Genomic DNA, 14,934 nt, shown 5'->3' with positions numbered 1-14,934 from the left:
GTCCTGGCCGCGCCGCTCTCCCCGTTCCCTAACGGGCTGTGCGGGCGGGCCGGGAACGTGCCTAAGATGGGCCCATGGCTGCTGACCTGCACCGTTCCAACCGCAAAACGGTGGGCCGCCTGAGGATGGCCTCGCAGGGCCTCGCAGGCGGAGCCCGGCCGTCCAGCTCGGTTGCTGATGCTGTCCGCTGGATGACCGCCATGCAGGCGCAGGACCTCCAGGCAGCGATGTGGGCTGTGGGCGCCAGGGTTCCCGGATGCGGCCTCACCGACGTCCGGTCCGCCATTGATTCAGGTGCTGTGGTGCGGTCCTGGCCGATGCGCGGGACATTGCACCTGGTGGCTCCGGAGGACCTGCGGTGGATGCTTGGGCTCACAGCGGACCGGCTCACCAAGATTATTGCCGCGCGGCACCGGGAGCTGGAAATCACGTGGGCGGACATCGAGAAATGCCGGGACATCGCGCTGGACCATATTGCCGGCGGCGGTCCCGCCAGCCGCACCGAACTGTTCACCGCCTTCGACGCAGCAGGGCAGCCGACGAAGGGCCAGCGGGGCATTCACATCCTGGGGACCCTGTGCAGGCACGCGTGGCTCGTTCAGGGGCCGCTGGCCAAGAACCAGCAGCTGCTGGTGGCCTTCGAGGACTGGATACCCGTTTCGCGGAAGCTGGAACGGCAGGAGGCCGTCGCAGAGTTCCTGCTGCGGTACCTCCGCAGCCATGGCCCGGCCACCCTGCGCGATTTTGCCTGGTGGACCCAGATTCCCCTGGCTGAGGTCCGGGCGGCGCTCGAGTCCGTCCGCGGCCTGCTGGTGGATTTCCGGTTCGACGGCGGGGACTTCTGGATGTCGCCGGAGACCGCCTCCCTGTTGGACACCGGGGTGCCGGGGGCCCGGTCAATCCTGCTCCTGCCCGGCTTCGACGAGTTCCTGCTGGGCTACACGGACCGGCGCGCCGTGCTGCCGCCGGAGCATTCGGGCAGGATCGTCCCCGGCGGCAACGGCGTCTTCAAGAAGATACTGGTGGCCGGGGGAGAGGTGATCGGCACGTGGTCCCGCGACGGCACCGGCCCGCGCGCCGGCGTCGTGCCTGAACTGTTTGACGCCGCCCGGCCGCTAGGTCCGGCCGCCGAGGCAGCTTTCGCCAAAGCAGCCCAGCGCTACTTCACGTTCCTCAGCACCTGACAAAACAACGCGGGGTCACTTAGCGACCCATCCGGGGTGCGGATCGGGCGGTAAGTGACCCCGCGTTGCTCTGTACGGGGAGAGCTACAGGTTCCCGGTGGCGATGTTGAGCATGCGGCGCAGCGGCTCGGCAGCACCCCAGAGGAGCTGGTCACCCACGGTGAAGGCGCTGATGTACTGCGGGCCCATTTCCATCTTGCGGATGCGGCCCACCGGAATGTCAAGGGTGCCTGATGCGGCAACCGGCGTCAGGTCAGCCATGGAGGCTTCCTTGGTGTTCGGAACCACCTTGGCCCACTGGTTGTCCTCGTCGAGCAGCTTCTCGATCTCGGCGACGGACAGGTCCTCGCGGAGCTTGAGCGTCAGGGCCTGCGAGTGGGACCGCATGGCGCCGATCCGGACACAAAGGCCGTCCATGATCACGCGGTTTTCCTCGGAGGTGCCCAGGATCTTGTTGGTCTCGACCCCGGCCTTCCACTCTTCCTTGGACTGTCCGTTGCCCAGGTCTGCGTCGATCCAGGGGATCAGGGAACCGGCCAGCGGAACGCCGAACTGGGTGGCGTCGATGTCCGTCCGCTGGTGGGCAAGGACCTTGCGGTCAATGTCCAGGATGGCCGACGCCGGATCGTCCAGTTCCGTGCTGACCTCGGCGTTGAGCGTGCCGAACTGGCTGAGCAGCTCGCGCATGTGCCGTGCGCCGCCGCCGGAGGCAGCCTGGTAGGTCATGGAAGTGCCCCACTCCACCAAGCCGTTCTTGAACAGGCCGCCGAGGCCCATGAGCATGCAGGAGACCGTGCAGTTGCCGCCGATGAAGTCCTTGGTGCCGTTGACCAGGCCCTTGTCGATGACGTCCCGGTTGATCGGGTCCAGCACGATGATTGAATCGTCGTTCATGCGCAGGGTGGAGGCGGCGTCGATCCAGAGGCCGTCCCAGCCGCGGCTGCGCAGCTCACCGTGGACCTGCTTGGTGTAATCGCCGCCCTGGGCGGTGACAATAATGGGCAGCTTAGCCAGCGTGTCGACGTCGAACGCGTTTTCGAGCTTGCCGGCACTGCCTGCTGCTGTTCCGGCCAGTGTCGGCGCGGCACCTCCCGCGTTGGACGTGGAGAAGAACACCGGGTTGATGTTGGCGAAGTCGCCCTCGTCCTGCATGCGCTGCATGAGGACGGAACCGACCATGCCGCGCCATCCGACCAGGCCGACGGAAGGGGTAGCTGCTGTAGTCATTCGTCCAGTTTAGACTTCGGAACCGGGACGGCGCAGTCGGTTACGTCACGGTGCGGAACGCGTTGTTACCAGTCCGGCCTGCTTGAGCGGCGGGTAGGGGGTTCAAGTGTTTTCCCCGCTGCCTTCCGTAAACGTGTGGCTTTGCGTTCCTTGAAGTAGTACGCCCATGACGTCGGGACAAGGAAAACCACAACGGCGCAGCCGATGATGAATTGCACCCAGTTGGTGACCCCCTCACCTGTGAGGAGAATGATGGCGGCCCCGACGACAACCGCGGAGAAGACTGAGATCAGAATAGCCAGGAAGAGCAGGCCACCGGCCGAATTTATGGGTTTGATGACACTGCCGGTGGAGCCCTTGTAGACTCCGTACTCCTCCGGCGTGAGTCCCTGCCTCGCGGCTTCCAGTTCGGCCTGGCGCTTGTAATAGCCCTTGCGCCGGGCCGGAGGCTCAGCAGGCGGAATCTCGTTGCTCATGGAGTTTCTCCCCGGGTTTCCCGAATGGACGTGAGCAGCCCTGAAGTGTCCAGGCCGGTGGTTTCCTCGACATCCGTTGTGGGATCGACGACTTTGGCGACCGCCCAGCCGAGGCCGTCCGGTCGGATCAGCAGGTGGTCTTCGCCGGACATCGACTTGACCCTGATGAATGCGGTCCCTTGGGGATTGGCCTGGGTGTGCGCTTCGATAACGGAGAGTTGGGCGTCAGCGCCGTCAACGTCGGGGTCTTGGGCGAAGACAAACCAGGTGCCCAAGGTTCGGGGCTGCATAAGCAGGGATACCTTGTCGGACTCGACGTGTACGACAGTGTCGGTTTTCTCCCCGTCGACAAGACTGATTTCGGTCCAGCGGACCGCCTTGGACAAGGCATACGCGGTGGGTACTGCCGGCCCTTCCAATTCAAGGTCGTCGTCGACGCTCGCGAAGCCGCGGCCCAGAAGCGACGATCCTCCGGCGATGCAGATTGGATCGGACTGCACTTCCTCTTCCAGCCGCAGTACCTGGCCGGACTTCTTGGCAGCTTCGGTATCAAACCTTTTGATGAGGTAGGCGATTTCGGCGAAACCGAAGCCCACTGCAGTGCCGGGCGACTCGGTGGAGTCGATGCTGGTTGTCACGGGATTGTCCTTTGGTTGAGTTATCCGAATCCGAGGAAGCTGGCGGCGCTCTTTCCGAGGTCCGCCAGGTTCTCGCCGGTGTCTTCGACGAACTTGCCTGGATCTTTCACAGCGCTGGCCACAGTGTCCGCGACGGTGCTGGCAGCACCGTTCACGAACTCCTTGACAGCAGGAATTTCGTAGATCGCGATTCCCGCGCTGGCCACCGTGCAGATGGTCCCGGCAGGCGGCGGAAGGAAACACGCTACGCCAAGCACTGTCTTTGCCCCCGACCAGAGGGCATCCTCCGTTTTACCCGCCGCGATGTAACCGGCTGTGTCGAATGCATTCAGGCCCACACCAGCCCACCCCAGGCCACGGCCGAGACCGCCTTTCCCAAGGCTTTCCATGATTGAGCCCTGGCCTTTGAACAGCCACGGGCTCTCCTTGAAGACCCCACCGAATTGGTTGAGGGCCGGGACGTATTTCTGGAGATTCTTGAGTCCGAGGAGGTCTGTACCGGAATCCAGCAAGTTGTAGGTGACGCTTTGGGCCGGAAGCTTGGCCCAGAGGGCTGCATCAGTGAAGCTGTCGAGCCCTTTGGAGGCCATGGTGGCGAGTCCAAAGACACTTTTGGGCAGGTCCAGGGCTGCCTTTCCCGTTCCCCGGAGCCCCCAGGCATCCCTGAATGGTGAACCCGCCGCGAGCCAGTCCGGGCCCCACGGGTTGTTGCTGCCTTGTCCGGGGACAGTCCCGCCCGGACCGCCGCCCGGCGCTCCCGCGCCGCCTGTCCCGGGCGTGCCGGCACCACCGGCGCTGCTCGCCCTGTCCTGTTCGTCGGCGTTGGTGAGCAAAAGCTTTGATTCCTGCTTCAGGCGTGCAGCCGTCTTCTGCAGGAGCGCACGGTGGTTGCCGTTCCAGTCGGAACGGAAATGCTCAGCGTCCTGGCCCTTCCAGGAAGGCGTGTTGTTGATCTGGCTGCTCAGCTGCGTGGACTGCTGCAGCAGCAGGTCCGCCGTTGTGCCGAACTGCTTCGCGAGCGTCCGCAGCTGCTCAACGTCGGCGCCCCACAAGTTTCCTGCCACCAGGCATCCCCCAATCTTTTGAAACAGCCGTCCTTGACGCTGCAGGCCCCAGCCTAGTTAACAACCCGGGGCGTGCGCGATGGGGTGTCCTCCCCATCCTCGAACAAGGCCACTAACGAGTGTCGGATTCCTCCCGCACAGCAGCTTTTCGGGCACGCAAGGCGAAGAATGCACCGAACGCGAACACCTGCGTCACCACCACCAGCACGATGGCTCCGGCGATCTTGTTCCCGCCCAAAATCATGGTGAGCCCAACGATCGCGGACAAGAGAGCCAGGAGCGGGAGAAGCATGTACCCGAGGACAAACAGGGTTTCCGGTTTCTTCAGCATGTCCTAGCCCTCGGTCCTTGACCATTTGGTGAACCTGTAGCGCGTGCCGTTGGCGGCCGTGAGCCACCCGTCGGGAGGGACGGAGGCGGATGCCTCCCAACTGGTGCCAAGCTCCGGGGCGAACGTGTCGCCGTCGGCCTCGACGTCGATGGTGGTGACCACCGCAACGTTGGCGAGCTCGGTGGCCTGCCGGAAAATCTCGCCGCCGCCCAGGATCCAGACCGTGTCCCCGCCATCCACGAACTGCGATTCCAGCAGCGCGTCGTCAAGGGAGGGAACGACGACGGCGCCCTCCGCCTCGGGCGTTTCGGCCCAGCTTTTCTGCCGGGTGACCACGATGTTGGTGCGGCCGGGCAGGGGGCGGTACTTGTCCGGGAAGGACAGCCACGTTTTGCGGCCCATGATCACGGGGTGGCCCATGGTCAGCCGGGTGAAGTGCTTGAGGTCCTCGGGCAGGTGCCACGGCATGTCGCCGTCCTTGCCGATGACACCGTCCGGGGTCTGCGCCCAGACCAGGCCAACGCCCGTCACGGAGGCGGCAAGTTCTTCAGTGAAGGACTGCGGGTCAGTGAAGTTCTCGGTGCTCATACGGCGATCGGGGCCTTAATGGTCGGGTGGTGTTTGTAGCCCACCACTTCGAAGTCTTCCAGCGTGTAGTCGAAGATCGACGCCGGCTTGCGGGTGATCCTCAGCTGCGGGTATTCGTACGGCTCCCGCTCCAGCTGCTTGAGGACCTGGTCCATGTGGTTCTCGTAAATGTGGACGTCTCCGCCGGTCCAGATGAACTCGCCGGGCTCCAGCCCCACCTGCTGCGCCACCATGCAGGTGAGCAGCGAGTAGGAGGCAATGTTGAAGGGGACGCCCAGGAACATGTCCGCGGAGCGCTGGTACAGCTGGCAGGACAGTTTGCCGTCAGCCACATAGAACTGGAAGAAGGCGTGGCACGGGGGCAGGGCCATGTCCTGGAGTTCGGAGACGTTCCAGGCGGACACAATGTGCCGGCGTGAGTCCGGGTTGGACTTCAGGTTGTCGATCAGCTCGGCGATCTGGTCAATGTGGCCGCCGTCGGGAGTGGGCCAGCTGCGCCACTGCACGCCGTAGACAGGTCCGAGGTCGCCGTCGGCGTCAGCCCATTCGTTCCAGATGGTGACGCCCTGGTCCTGCATCCATTTAATGTTTGTTTCACCGCGCAGGAACCACAGGAGCTCTACTGCCACGGACTTGAAGTGCACCCGCTTGGTGGTGATCAGCGGGAAACCCTTCGTCAGGTCGAAGCGTATTTGGCGGCCGAAAACGCTGGTGGTTCCGGTTCCGGTGCGGTCCGATTTGTGCGTGCCGGAAGCCAGGACATCGCGGAGGAGGTCTTCATAAGGCGTTGGGATGCTCACGGCTAAAGTCTACTTGGCTGGTCCGGAGAGCAGCTGCGCGACATTCAGTCGTCGAACGGCTTGAACTGCTCCACCGCCACAACCCGCGCCTGCCCGCCTGGTGCCACGTGGCACACCACCAGTTCGCCGGGGCTGAGGTACGGCTCCTTGGCCGGCAGGAGGGCGCGCAGGTGCGCCGGCATGTGCCGGCTGAGCTGGCTGAACACCGTGGGCAGCGCGGGGCGGTGCGTGCAGATGACCACCGGACGCTGCTTGTCGAAAAGGCCCTCGATGACGGCTGCCGTTTTCTTGGGGCTCCGCTGGTGCCGGTGCTCCGTGAGCGGCTCCGCCAGCTTCACCTTCGCGCCCGCCGCCTTCGCGTAAGGCGCCACTGTTGCCACGCACCGCAGCCAGGGGCTGGTCACCACGCGGAGCGGCTTCCAGGCGTGCAGCAGCCTGCTGACGGCCTGCGCCTGCCGTGTCCCCGTGGCGGCAAGCGGCCGCTCGCCCTCCGCCTTGCTCCAGGATGAGCGCGGCTTGGCCTTGGCATGGCGGAGCACTATGAGCGGCCACGTGTCCAACTCCCCGCGCCTGTGCGCGTCGTGCAGGTACTGAAGGGGCACGACGTCGGAGGGGTTGGACAGCAGCGCAGCCGCCTTCTCGGGGGCGCACCACATGACGCTGTCCACCTCCTTCCCGTCGGGAAGGAGGCTGACCCCGTTTGCCTTGACAGCCCAATAGTGGACCACCTTGAGGCCGGAGGCCACGTGGTAGTGGATGGGCGGCAGGGGGATGCCCAGCTGGGCGATGAGCCCGATTTCCTCCTGCACCTCCCGGACCGCGCACTCCGGCACCGTCTCGCCGTCGTCGATCTTGCCCTTGGGCCACGACCAGTCGTCGTAGCGCGGGCGGTGGATCAGCAGGACCTCAAGCTTGTCCTTCACCACGCGCCAGGGCAGGGCGCCGGCAGCTGTTACGGCTACTGGTTCCCCGGGGTGGTCTGTCTGGTCTGCTACAAGTGCATCGCTCGACAAAACAGTGGCCCTTAGCGCCGGCTCAGGCTGCGCTGCCGGGGGCGGGAGGCCAGCAGCCAGGACTGGACGTCTTCAAGCGGCGTTCCGTCCTCGGACAGGTGGTGCCGGGTCCAGACCCCCTGGTTGTCGAGGTGCCAGCTGGCGGTTTCCGGAGCCATGTAGCGCTTCAACAGGTCAAGGACGTAGCTGATGTCGTCGGCGCTGGCCAGCTGGACCAGGGCCTCCACCCGGCGGTCCAGGTTGCGGTGCATCATGTCCGCCGAACCGATGTACACCACGGGATCCCCGCCGTTGGCGAAGGCGAACACGCGGGAGTGTTCCAGGAACCTGCCCAGGATGGAGCGGACGGTGATGTTGTCGCTGAGGCCCGGCACTCCCGGGCGGAGGGAGCAGATTCCGCGGACCACCACGTCCACTTTCACGCCGGCCTGCGAGGCGCGGTACAGGGAATCGATGATGGCCTCATCCACCATGGAATTGACCTTGATCTGCACCCGGCCGGGGATTCCGGCACGGGCATTGCGGATTTCAGTCTCAATGCGGTCGATCAGCCCTGAACGCACGGAGCGTGGAGCGACCAGCAGCCTCTTGAACGTTGACTTGGGCGCGTAGCCGGAGAGCTGGTTGAACAGCTTGGACAGGTCCTCGCCCACCTGCTCGTTGGCGGTCAGCAGGCCCAGGTCCTCGTAGTAGCGGGCAGTCCGGGGGTGGTAGTTGCCGGTGCCGATGTGGCAGTAGCGGCGCAGCCCGTCAACCTCCTGGCGGACCACCAGCGAGAGCTTGCAGTGGGTCTTGAGTCCCACGATGCCGTAGACCACGTGCACGCCGGCCTGTTCCAGCTTGCGCGCCCAGGAGATGTTCGCCTGCTCGTCAAACCGCGCCTTGATTTCCACCAGGGCCAGGACCTGCTTGCCGGCCTCGGCAGCATCGATCAGCGCGTCGACGATGGGGGAGTCGCCGGACGTGCGGTACAGGGTCTGCTTGATGGCCTGGACCTTGGGGTCCGCGGCAGCCTGCTCCAGGAAAGCCTGCACGGAGGTGGAGAACGAGTCGTAGGGGTGGTGGAGCAGGATGTCCCGCCGGCGCATGGCGGCAAACACGTTCGCGGCCTTGGACGTCTCCGACTCATTGAGGTACCGGGACGTGTGCGGGACGTGCTTGGGGTAGTGGAGGTCGGCACGGTCGATGCCGGCAATCACGGACAGCCCGCGCAGATCCAGGGGAGCCGGAACGGAGTAGACCTCGGATTCGTCGACGCCCAGCTCGCGGATCAGCAGCGCGCGGATGTTCGGGTTGATGTCGTTGGTGACCTCAAGCCGGACGGGCGGGCCGAAGCGGCGGCGCAGGAGTTCTTTTTCGAGGGCCTGCAGGAGGTTCTCGGCGTCGTCCTCCTCCACCTCAACGTCTTCATTCCTAGTGACGCGGAAGGTGTGGTGCTCCAGGACCTCCATCCCAGGGAAAAGCTTGTCAAGGTGGACGGCAATGACTTCCTCAAGGGCGATGAAGCGGGCCACGCGCCCGGCCACCGCACCGGCACGGGGACCGTCGATGGAGATCAGGCGCGGGAGCTGGTCCGGTACCTTGACGCGGGCGAAGAGCTCCTTGTCGCTGACCGGGTTACGGACCACAACGGCGAGGTTGAGCGAAAGCCCTGAGATGTAGGGGAAGGGGTGGGCCGGGTCCACCGCCAAGGGCGTGAGGATGGGGAACACCTTCTCGGCAAACATCACACTGAGCTGCTGCTTGGCGGTCTCATCCAGTTCGTCCCAGTGCATGAGGTGGATGTGTTCATAGGCCAGGGCGGGGCGGATCTGCTCGGCGTAGACCTGCGCGTGCCGCTGCTGCAACCGGTGGGCCTCTTCGCTGATCCGTTCCAGCACCTCCACCGGGCTGAGGCCCGCGGGGGAGGGGACGGCCAGGCCGGTGGCGATGCGCCGTTTGAGGCCGGCTACCCGCACCATAAAGAACTCGTCCAGGTTGGAGGCGAAGATCGACAGGAAGCTGACGCGCTCCAGGAGGTGGAGGGTGGCGTCCTCGGCCAGTTCCAGCACGCGGGAGTTGAAGCTGAGCCAGCTCAGCTCCCGGTCCAGGAAGCGGTCCGGCCGGATGTCGCCCTCCGGCTGCAGGTTCGGCGCGAATTCGGGGATGTCAATGCGGTCCTGGGTGGCGCGCGACGCCGGAACCTCAGAGGAACCGAAGCGGGCACGCACCGGCACGGCAACATCCTGTGACGTGGCTGATCCGGAAGGTTCCGGGTTCATGGCATCTCCTTTACCTGGCGGTTGATGCTGGCGCTTCCGGCCTGCGCGGTCCTGCTTCAACCTTACAAGCATTCAGCTGGCCCAAGACCGCGGATTTCCGGCCCCACCTTCATGAACCGCCTGCAGGACTAACCGGCTGCCACCGGCCCGTACATTACGTCCATGTCCCAACGGGTGAACCCCAGCCGCCGGTACAGCGAAACTGCGGGGACGTTGTCCGCATCGGTGTAAAGCATGACGGCGTGCAGCCCCAGGTCCTGCAGGTACCTGATGCCGGCCAGGGTAAGGGCCTTGCCAAGGCCCATCCCCTGCGCTTCAGGGGCAACACCCACCGCGTACACCTCGCCGATGGCCGGGTGGGGTCCGTGCTTGGGGTGGACCTTGGTCCAGTGGAAACCCAGCAGCCTGCCCTGCCGGTCCTCGGCCAGCAGGAAGCCTTCAGGGTTGAACCAGTCCTCGGCCATGCGCGCCTCAAGGTCGGCCCGGGTAAGGCTGCCCTGTTCGGGGTGGTGGGCGAAGGCGGCCCGGTTGACGGCCAGCCAGGCTTCCTCATCCTGCCCGGGAACAAAGGCGCGGATTGACACGCCCTCCGGCAGGACGGCCTCGGGAAGGTCCGCCCCCGCCGTCGTCATCCTCATCTTCCAAAGCTCACGCACCGGCCCGAAACCGTAGCGGGCAGCCAGTTCCGCGGCGGCCTCGTGGTTGCCGTGGGACCACGCCTTCAATCCGTTTAGGCCGCGGCTGTCCTGAAGGGCACCCACCAGGCGGTCTGCCACGCCCTGGTTCCGGTAGCTGGGGTGGACGGCGATCTCCAGCACTCCGGTGCCGTCGGGGGATTCCACCACCACGGCAAATCCGGCCAGGTCCTGCCCGCTGGCGGGATCAGAGTCCTCGTCAGGGGCATACAGCGCCAGGGTGAGCACCGAGTGCTCCGCCGAATCGCCGGCGCGCATGGTCACCTGGGTCTGCTCCGAAATGGAAGGATTACCGTCCGATTCCTCTGCCGCGGTCAGGAGGTCCCGGCAGTCCTTCAGCAGCTGCTGGTCAACCGCGCCCCGTTCAGCATGGACGGGCCACTTCTCTGGGTGCGCTGGAGTCATGAGGCAAGGCTATACGGGAAGCGGCTCCGGCGCTCAGGCCTCGGTGAGCTCATCCTCCTGCTGCCGCACCAAGGTCAGGCGGTAGCCCACGTTGCGCACGGTGCTGATGAGGTTCTCGTGATCGGCGCCCAGCTTCGCCCGTAGGCGGCGGACGTGGACATCCACGGTGCGGGTGCCGCCGTAGTAGTCGTAGCCCCACACTTCGGTGAGCAGCTGCTGGCGGGTGAAAACGCGGCCGGGGTGCTGCGCCAGGTACTTCAGCAGCTCGAATTCCTTGAAGGTCAGGTTGAGCGGTGCGCCGTTCACGCGGGCGGTGTAGCTCGCTTCGTCGATGACTACGCCGGCGGCCCGGATCTCCGTCGGCGTGTCCTCCTGGTCCGGGACGGCGCGGGCAACAGACAGCCTGATCCGGGCTTCCACTTCAGCAGGCCCGGCGGAGTCCAGCACGATGTCGTCCACGGCCCAGGCCGAGGAAACAGCCGCCATTCCGCCTTCGGTCAGGATCAGTACCAGGGGCGCGCTCAGGCCGGTGGCCTTGAGCAGCTGGGTGAGGGAGCGGGCGCCCACCAGGTCCTTGCGGGCATCCAGCAGCACGATGTCGCAGGGGTCCGTCTCCAGCAGCGCGGTGGGCTCGGCAGGGAGGATGTGGACCCGGTGGTTCAGCAATTCCAGGGCGGGCAGGATGTCCACCGAAGAGCCAGGGCTGTTCGTCAAGAGCAGGATGTGCGACATTGTTCCTCCAAGGGCCGTCCGCGCATCATTGGGCGACTGAACCGGGTTTCCACCGGCCGGTACTGGCTTCCTGCTCGGGTCTCCGGCCATTGTTCAGGGCGCCGGCCGGCAACCTCAGCAGGGAGCGTAGCTGAGCTTTGAGTATACCCGGCGGTGCCTTCGCAACCATGGATTCGGCCCGGATGAGGGGACGTTTTGCGACATATGCCGTTCATATAAGGCAGGATTGAGCCAAGGGCCCCGACGCCCTCCGCGAAGGGCGGCCCGCCTTTCCAGGTCGCCGCCAGGATGGGATTGCAGCGCAGTGAGTGCAGAAACTAAGTCCAGGCCGGGTTCCGCATGACGGCGGAACTGCAGGCTCCTGCGCGGCCCTTGGGCTCGTGGACCATCGGCGTGGTGGGAATGGCCGGCCTGGCCGCGATCATTGCCGGCGTCTATACGTCCCGCGAGGTGCTCGTAGGCGTGGCGGTGGCCACCGCCGCCGCCATCGGCGTCGGCTGGCCGCACTTTCTCCGTATTCCTGCCAAGAAGACCCTGGCAGCAGTGATTGCCGTGCCAGGCGCCGGAGCCGCGCTCGGTGCCGGCCTGGCTCCCGCTCCCGGGTACCTGGACTGGACCCCCGCCTTCATCGCCCTGGGCATGATCGCGGTCTTTGTGGTGCAGTTGATCCGCGGAACCGGGCAGGCGCAGCGGCTGGAATCCACGCTGGGATGCTGCGTAGGCGTGCTGCTCGCCTGCCTGGGCTCCGGTTGGATAGCGGGTGCGCGGTTCAACGGTGTCCGGGAGATGCTCCTGGTGGCGGCCATCAGTGCCGCAGTTGCCCTGCTGGCCGGGCTGATCCGCTGGCCGGACAGCGTGGTGGCGCCCCTTGGAATCGTGCTGGCCGGCCTTGCCGGGCCCCTTGCCGGACTGGTGTTCTCGGACATAGCCGTCCTGCCGGCCGCCATCTTCGGCGTAGTGGTTGGTGCAGTACTGGCAAGCTTCCGGCGGCTCGTCACGCTTCGCGGTGCACCCCTTAACATCCAGGCAGCCCTTAGCATGGGCCTAGCTCCTGTCTCCGCGGTGGGTTCCCTGGCCTACTTCATAGACAAACTTCTCATCTACTAACGCGTTAGGATGGCACCATGTCCGTACTTGCTTTTGAAATCTTCTTCCTTGTCCTGCTCGGCATCGCCAGCCTCGCCATGGCCTGGTTTGCCGGCTTCGTGGTCTACCGCCTGTTCAAAGGCCAGAAGTAGTCCCCTTTTCCGGAGCTAGCCGTTTCCCGAGGTAATCGCAGTGCCCATTGAGATTCCCACAGACCTGACTCCCGAACTTGTTCCGCTTTCCTGGCTCATTGGTGAGTGGGAAGGCCGCGGCCGCCTCGGCAGCGGGGACGAGGACTCGGAGCATTTCCTGCAGCACGTGTCCTTCACCCACAACGGGCTGCCGTACCTTCAGTACCGCGCGGAGAGCTGGCTGACGGACGACGACGGCACGCGCCTGCGGCCGCTCACCGTCGAGACCGGCTTCTGGGCGCTGGAGCGCAAGCAGCTTGATGCCGACGGCGGCCCGGGCCTGATCCCCGCGGACATCGTTCCGGCGCTGAAGAGTGCCGACGAAGTGGAGGCCCTGCGCAACAGCGAGGGCGGGTTCGACATCTCGGTGTCCATTTCGCACCCCGGCGGCATTTCCGAGCTCTACTACGGGCAGATCAAGGGCCCGCAGATCCAGCTCACCACGGATATGGTGATGCGCGGCAGCCATTCCAAGGACTACAGCGCCGCCACGCGCATCTTCGGCCTGGTAGACGGGAACCTCCTGTGGCGCTGGGACGTGGCCGTTGGCGGCAAGGAAGGAAAGGGCCTGGAAGCGCACGCCTCGGCCTTCCTGAAAAAGGTCTCCTGACCCCTACCCGTCCTTCCGCGCCGAGGGTGCAGGCGGCCGAATCCCGCGTCGATTTGCAAGAATCCGGAATACCGCCGAGCCCCAAGGACTTCTACTACATATGACTACTCCCAGCCCCCTGCTGTCGCGCCCTGGCGCCGTCGAGGCGGCCGGTGCCGACGCCGGTGTTGCCGCCCACTACGGTGAGCCCCTCCGCGAGCAGCGCGCCCTCGCGGCCGGAACCGCCGTCGTCGACCTCTCCTCCCGCGGCGTCGTGACAGTGACAGGTCCGGACCGCCTCAGCTGGCTCAACACCCTCTCCTCGCAGCAGGTCACAGGCCTGCAGCCGGGCGAGTCCAGCGAACTGCTCCTTCTGAGCGTGCAGGGCCGGATCGATTTCGACGCCCGGGTCATTGACGACGGCGGCACCACCTGGCTGATCGTCGAGGCCGCCGAAGCCGCCCCGCTGGCAGAGTTCCTCAACAGGATGAAGTTCACGCTGCGGGTGGATATCGCGGATGCCTCCGCGGACTGGGCCGTGGTCGGCAGCACGAAGGCTGTGTCCGAATGGTCCGGTCTGCTGGCCTGGCAGGACCCGTGGCCGCACGTGGGGGCGGGCGGCTACTCCTACGCCACTGTCCCGGAGTCGGGCCACCCCGGCCTGGACCGGCCGTGGTTCGAGTACCTGGTGCCGGCCGACGAGCTGGAGCGGACAGTGGGAGAGCGTCCCCTTGCAGGCGTCCTTGCCGCCGAGGCGCTGCGCGTGGCCGCCTGGCGTCCCCGGATCGGGGCCGAGACGGACGACAAGACCATTCCGCACGAGCTGGACCTCCTGAGGACCGCCGTGCACCTGGCCAAGGGCTGCTACAAAGGACAGGAAACCATCGCGCGTGTGCACAATCTGGGCCACCCGCCCCGGCGGCTCGTCTTCCTCCAGCTGGACGGCTCCCAGCACACGCTGCCCCAGGCCGGCAGCCCCGTGCTGGCGGGGGAGCGGAAGGTGGGGACCGTTACATCCGTGGCGCAGCATTATGAGATGGGCCCGGTTGCCCTGGCAGTCATAAAGCGTTCGGTTGCCCCCGATGAGATACTGACGGTCCTGGACGGCGACGAGCCGTACCCCGCTGCCCAGGAACTCATTGTTGCCCCCGACGCCGGCCAGGTGGTGGGGCGCCAGACCGGATTCCTCAGGGGGCCACGCTCATGACCGAAGACGCCGAAACCAGAACAGCGCCGTCCAGCACAGCACCACGCGGCGCAGCGCCCGACGACGAGACGCTGGCCCTGGCGCAGACGCTCTTCCAGGCGGCACGGGAGGGGGAGACTGCACTGTTGCGTGCGTATCTCGACGCCGGCGCTCCCGCCACCTTGACCAATGCGGCCGGGGATTCGCTGCTCATGCTGGCCGCCTACCACGGCCACGCGGAGACCGTTCAGCTCCTCCTGAAACACGGTGCCGATGCCAACTCCGCGAACGACCGGGGCCAGACACCGCTCGCCGGGGCCGCATTCAAGGGTTACACCGACGTTGCCCGGGTGCTGCTCGACGCCGGCGCCGATCCGGACGCAGGTTCGCCGTCCGCCCGCGCAGCAGCCCAAATGTTCGCCCGCCAGGAGATCACGGATCTCCTGGGCTAGTGCCACCGGGTCCCGT

The 14,934-nt window shown here is 65.8% G+C and carries 16 protein-coding genes; 5 read left to right on the top strand and 11 right to left on the bottom strand.

The genetic code is table 11. The features are described from left to right. The first annotated feature begins 74 nt into the window (after positions 1–74). Entirely contained in the window at positions 75–1,184 is a 1,110-nt protein-coding gene (locus tag Q9R30_RS07025) for a winged helix DNA-binding domain-containing protein (protein ID WP_104998669.1), read from the top strand. Positions 1,185–1,268: 84 nt separating this feature from the next. Here Q9R30_RS07025 and asd read toward each other — a convergent pair whose 3' ends face one another. The 11 genes from asd to Q9R30_RS06970 form a co-directional block, all read right to left on the bottom strand. Further along, on the bottom strand, positions 1,269–2,411 hold the full coding sequence (gene asd / locus Q9R30_RS07020) for an aspartate-semialdehyde dehydrogenase (protein WP_104998668.1): 1,143 nt from the start codon (positions 2,409–2,411) through the stop codon (positions 1,269–1,271). Positions 2,412–2,476: 65 nt separating this feature from the next. Next, positions 2,477–2,887 (bottom strand): hypothetical protein, encoded by a 411-nt coding sequence (locus tag Q9R30_RS07015; protein ID WP_311217151.1) that lies wholly within the window; start codon positions 2,885–2,887, stop codon positions 2,477–2,479. After that, positions 2,884–3,525, bottom strand: a complete 642-nt coding sequence (locus Q9R30_RS07010; protein WP_104998666.1) for a hypothetical protein — start codon at positions 3,523–3,525, stop codon at positions 2,884–2,886. Before Q9R30_RS07010 ends, Q9R30_RS07015 begins: the two co-directional genes overlap by 4 nt. 20 nt (positions 3,526–3,545) lie before the next feature. Then, positions 3,546–4,589 carry a hypothetical protein gene (locus tag Q9R30_RS07005; protein ID WP_311217150.1) on the bottom strand — a complete coding sequence of 348 codons (1,044 nt, stop codon included), beginning with the start codon at positions 4,587–4,589 and terminating at the stop codon, positions 3,546–3,548. 112 nt (positions 4,590–4,701) lie between these two features. Next, positions 4,702–4,920, bottom strand: coding sequence for an NF038396 family protein (locus Q9R30_RS07000; protein WP_104998664.1), 219 nt, complete (start codon positions 4,918–4,920; stop codon positions 4,702–4,704). A 3-nt stretch (positions 4,921–4,923) separates the two neighbouring features. Beyond that, a complete protein-coding gene (locus Q9R30_RS06995; protein WP_104998663.1) occupies positions 4,924–5,508 on the bottom strand; it encodes a dihydrofolate reductase in 585 nt (194 codons plus the stop codon). Continuing rightward, a complete protein-coding gene (locus tag Q9R30_RS06990; protein ID WP_104998662.1) occupies positions 5,505–6,308 on the bottom strand; it encodes a thymidylate synthase in 804 nt (267 codons plus the stop codon). The genes Q9R30_RS06995 and Q9R30_RS06990 overlap by 4 nt, the downstream gene beginning before the upstream one ends. A gap of 44 nt (positions 6,309–6,352) precedes the next feature. Further along, positions 6,353–7,321: an NUDIX hydrolase gene (locus tag Q9R30_RS06985; protein WP_104998661.1), complete on the bottom strand. Its 969-nt coding sequence runs from the start codon at positions 7,319–7,321 to the stop codon at positions 6,353–6,355. 11 nt (positions 7,322–7,332) lie between these two features. Then, entirely contained in the window at positions 7,333–9,582 is a 2,250-nt protein-coding gene (locus Q9R30_RS06980; protein WP_104998660.1) for an RNA degradosome polyphosphate kinase, read from the bottom strand. A gap of 128 nt (positions 9,583–9,710) precedes the next feature. Then, positions 9,711–10,682 (bottom strand): mycothiol synthase, encoded by a 972-nt coding sequence (gene mshD / locus Q9R30_RS06975; RefSeq protein WP_104998659.1) that lies wholly within the window; start codon positions 10,680–10,682, stop codon positions 9,711–9,713. A 33-nt stretch (positions 10,683–10,715) separates the two neighbouring features. Next, entirely contained in the window at positions 10,716–11,414 is a 699-nt protein-coding gene (locus Q9R30_RS06970) for a response regulator transcription factor (RefSeq protein WP_104998658.1), read from the bottom strand. A gap of 339 nt (positions 11,415–11,753) precedes the next feature. Here Q9R30_RS06970 and Q9R30_RS06965 point away from each other — a divergent pair, with 339 nt between their 5' ends. The 4 genes from Q9R30_RS06965 to Q9R30_RS06950 all read left to right on the top strand — a co-directional run bounded on the left by Q9R30_RS06965 (position 11,754) and on the right by Q9R30_RS06950 (position 14,918). Beyond that, entirely contained in the window at positions 11,754–12,521 is a 768-nt protein-coding gene (locus Q9R30_RS06965; protein ID WP_104998657.1) for a permease, read from the top strand. 171 nt (positions 12,522–12,692) lie between these two features. Then, a complete protein-coding gene (locus Q9R30_RS06960; RefSeq protein WP_104998656.1) occupies positions 12,693–13,301 on the top strand; it encodes an FABP family protein in 609 nt (202 codons plus the stop codon). A 100-nt stretch (positions 13,302–13,401) separates the two neighbouring features. After that, the gene (locus tag Q9R30_RS06955) at positions 13,402–14,487 is read left to right on the top strand and encodes a glycine cleavage T C-terminal barrel domain-containing protein (protein ID WP_311217149.1); all 1,086 of its coding nucleotides are present in this window, start codon (positions 13,402–13,404) and stop codon (positions 14,485–14,487) included. Continuing rightward, positions 14,484–14,918: an ankyrin repeat domain-containing protein gene (locus tag Q9R30_RS06950; RefSeq protein ID WP_104998655.1), complete on the top strand. Its 435-nt coding sequence runs from the start codon at positions 14,484–14,486 to the stop codon at positions 14,916–14,918. Before Q9R30_RS06955 ends, Q9R30_RS06950 begins: the two co-directional genes overlap by 4 nt. Positions 14,919–14,934: the final 16 nt, after the last annotated feature.

The sequence above is a fragment of the Arthrobacter sp. AB6 genome, from assembly GCF_031844545.1.
In the GTDB taxonomy this organism is placed as follows: Bacteria; Actinomycetota; Actinomycetes; order Actinomycetales; family Micrococcaceae; genus Arthrobacter.
This window is presented reverse-complemented; position numbering and strand designations above follow the sequence as displayed.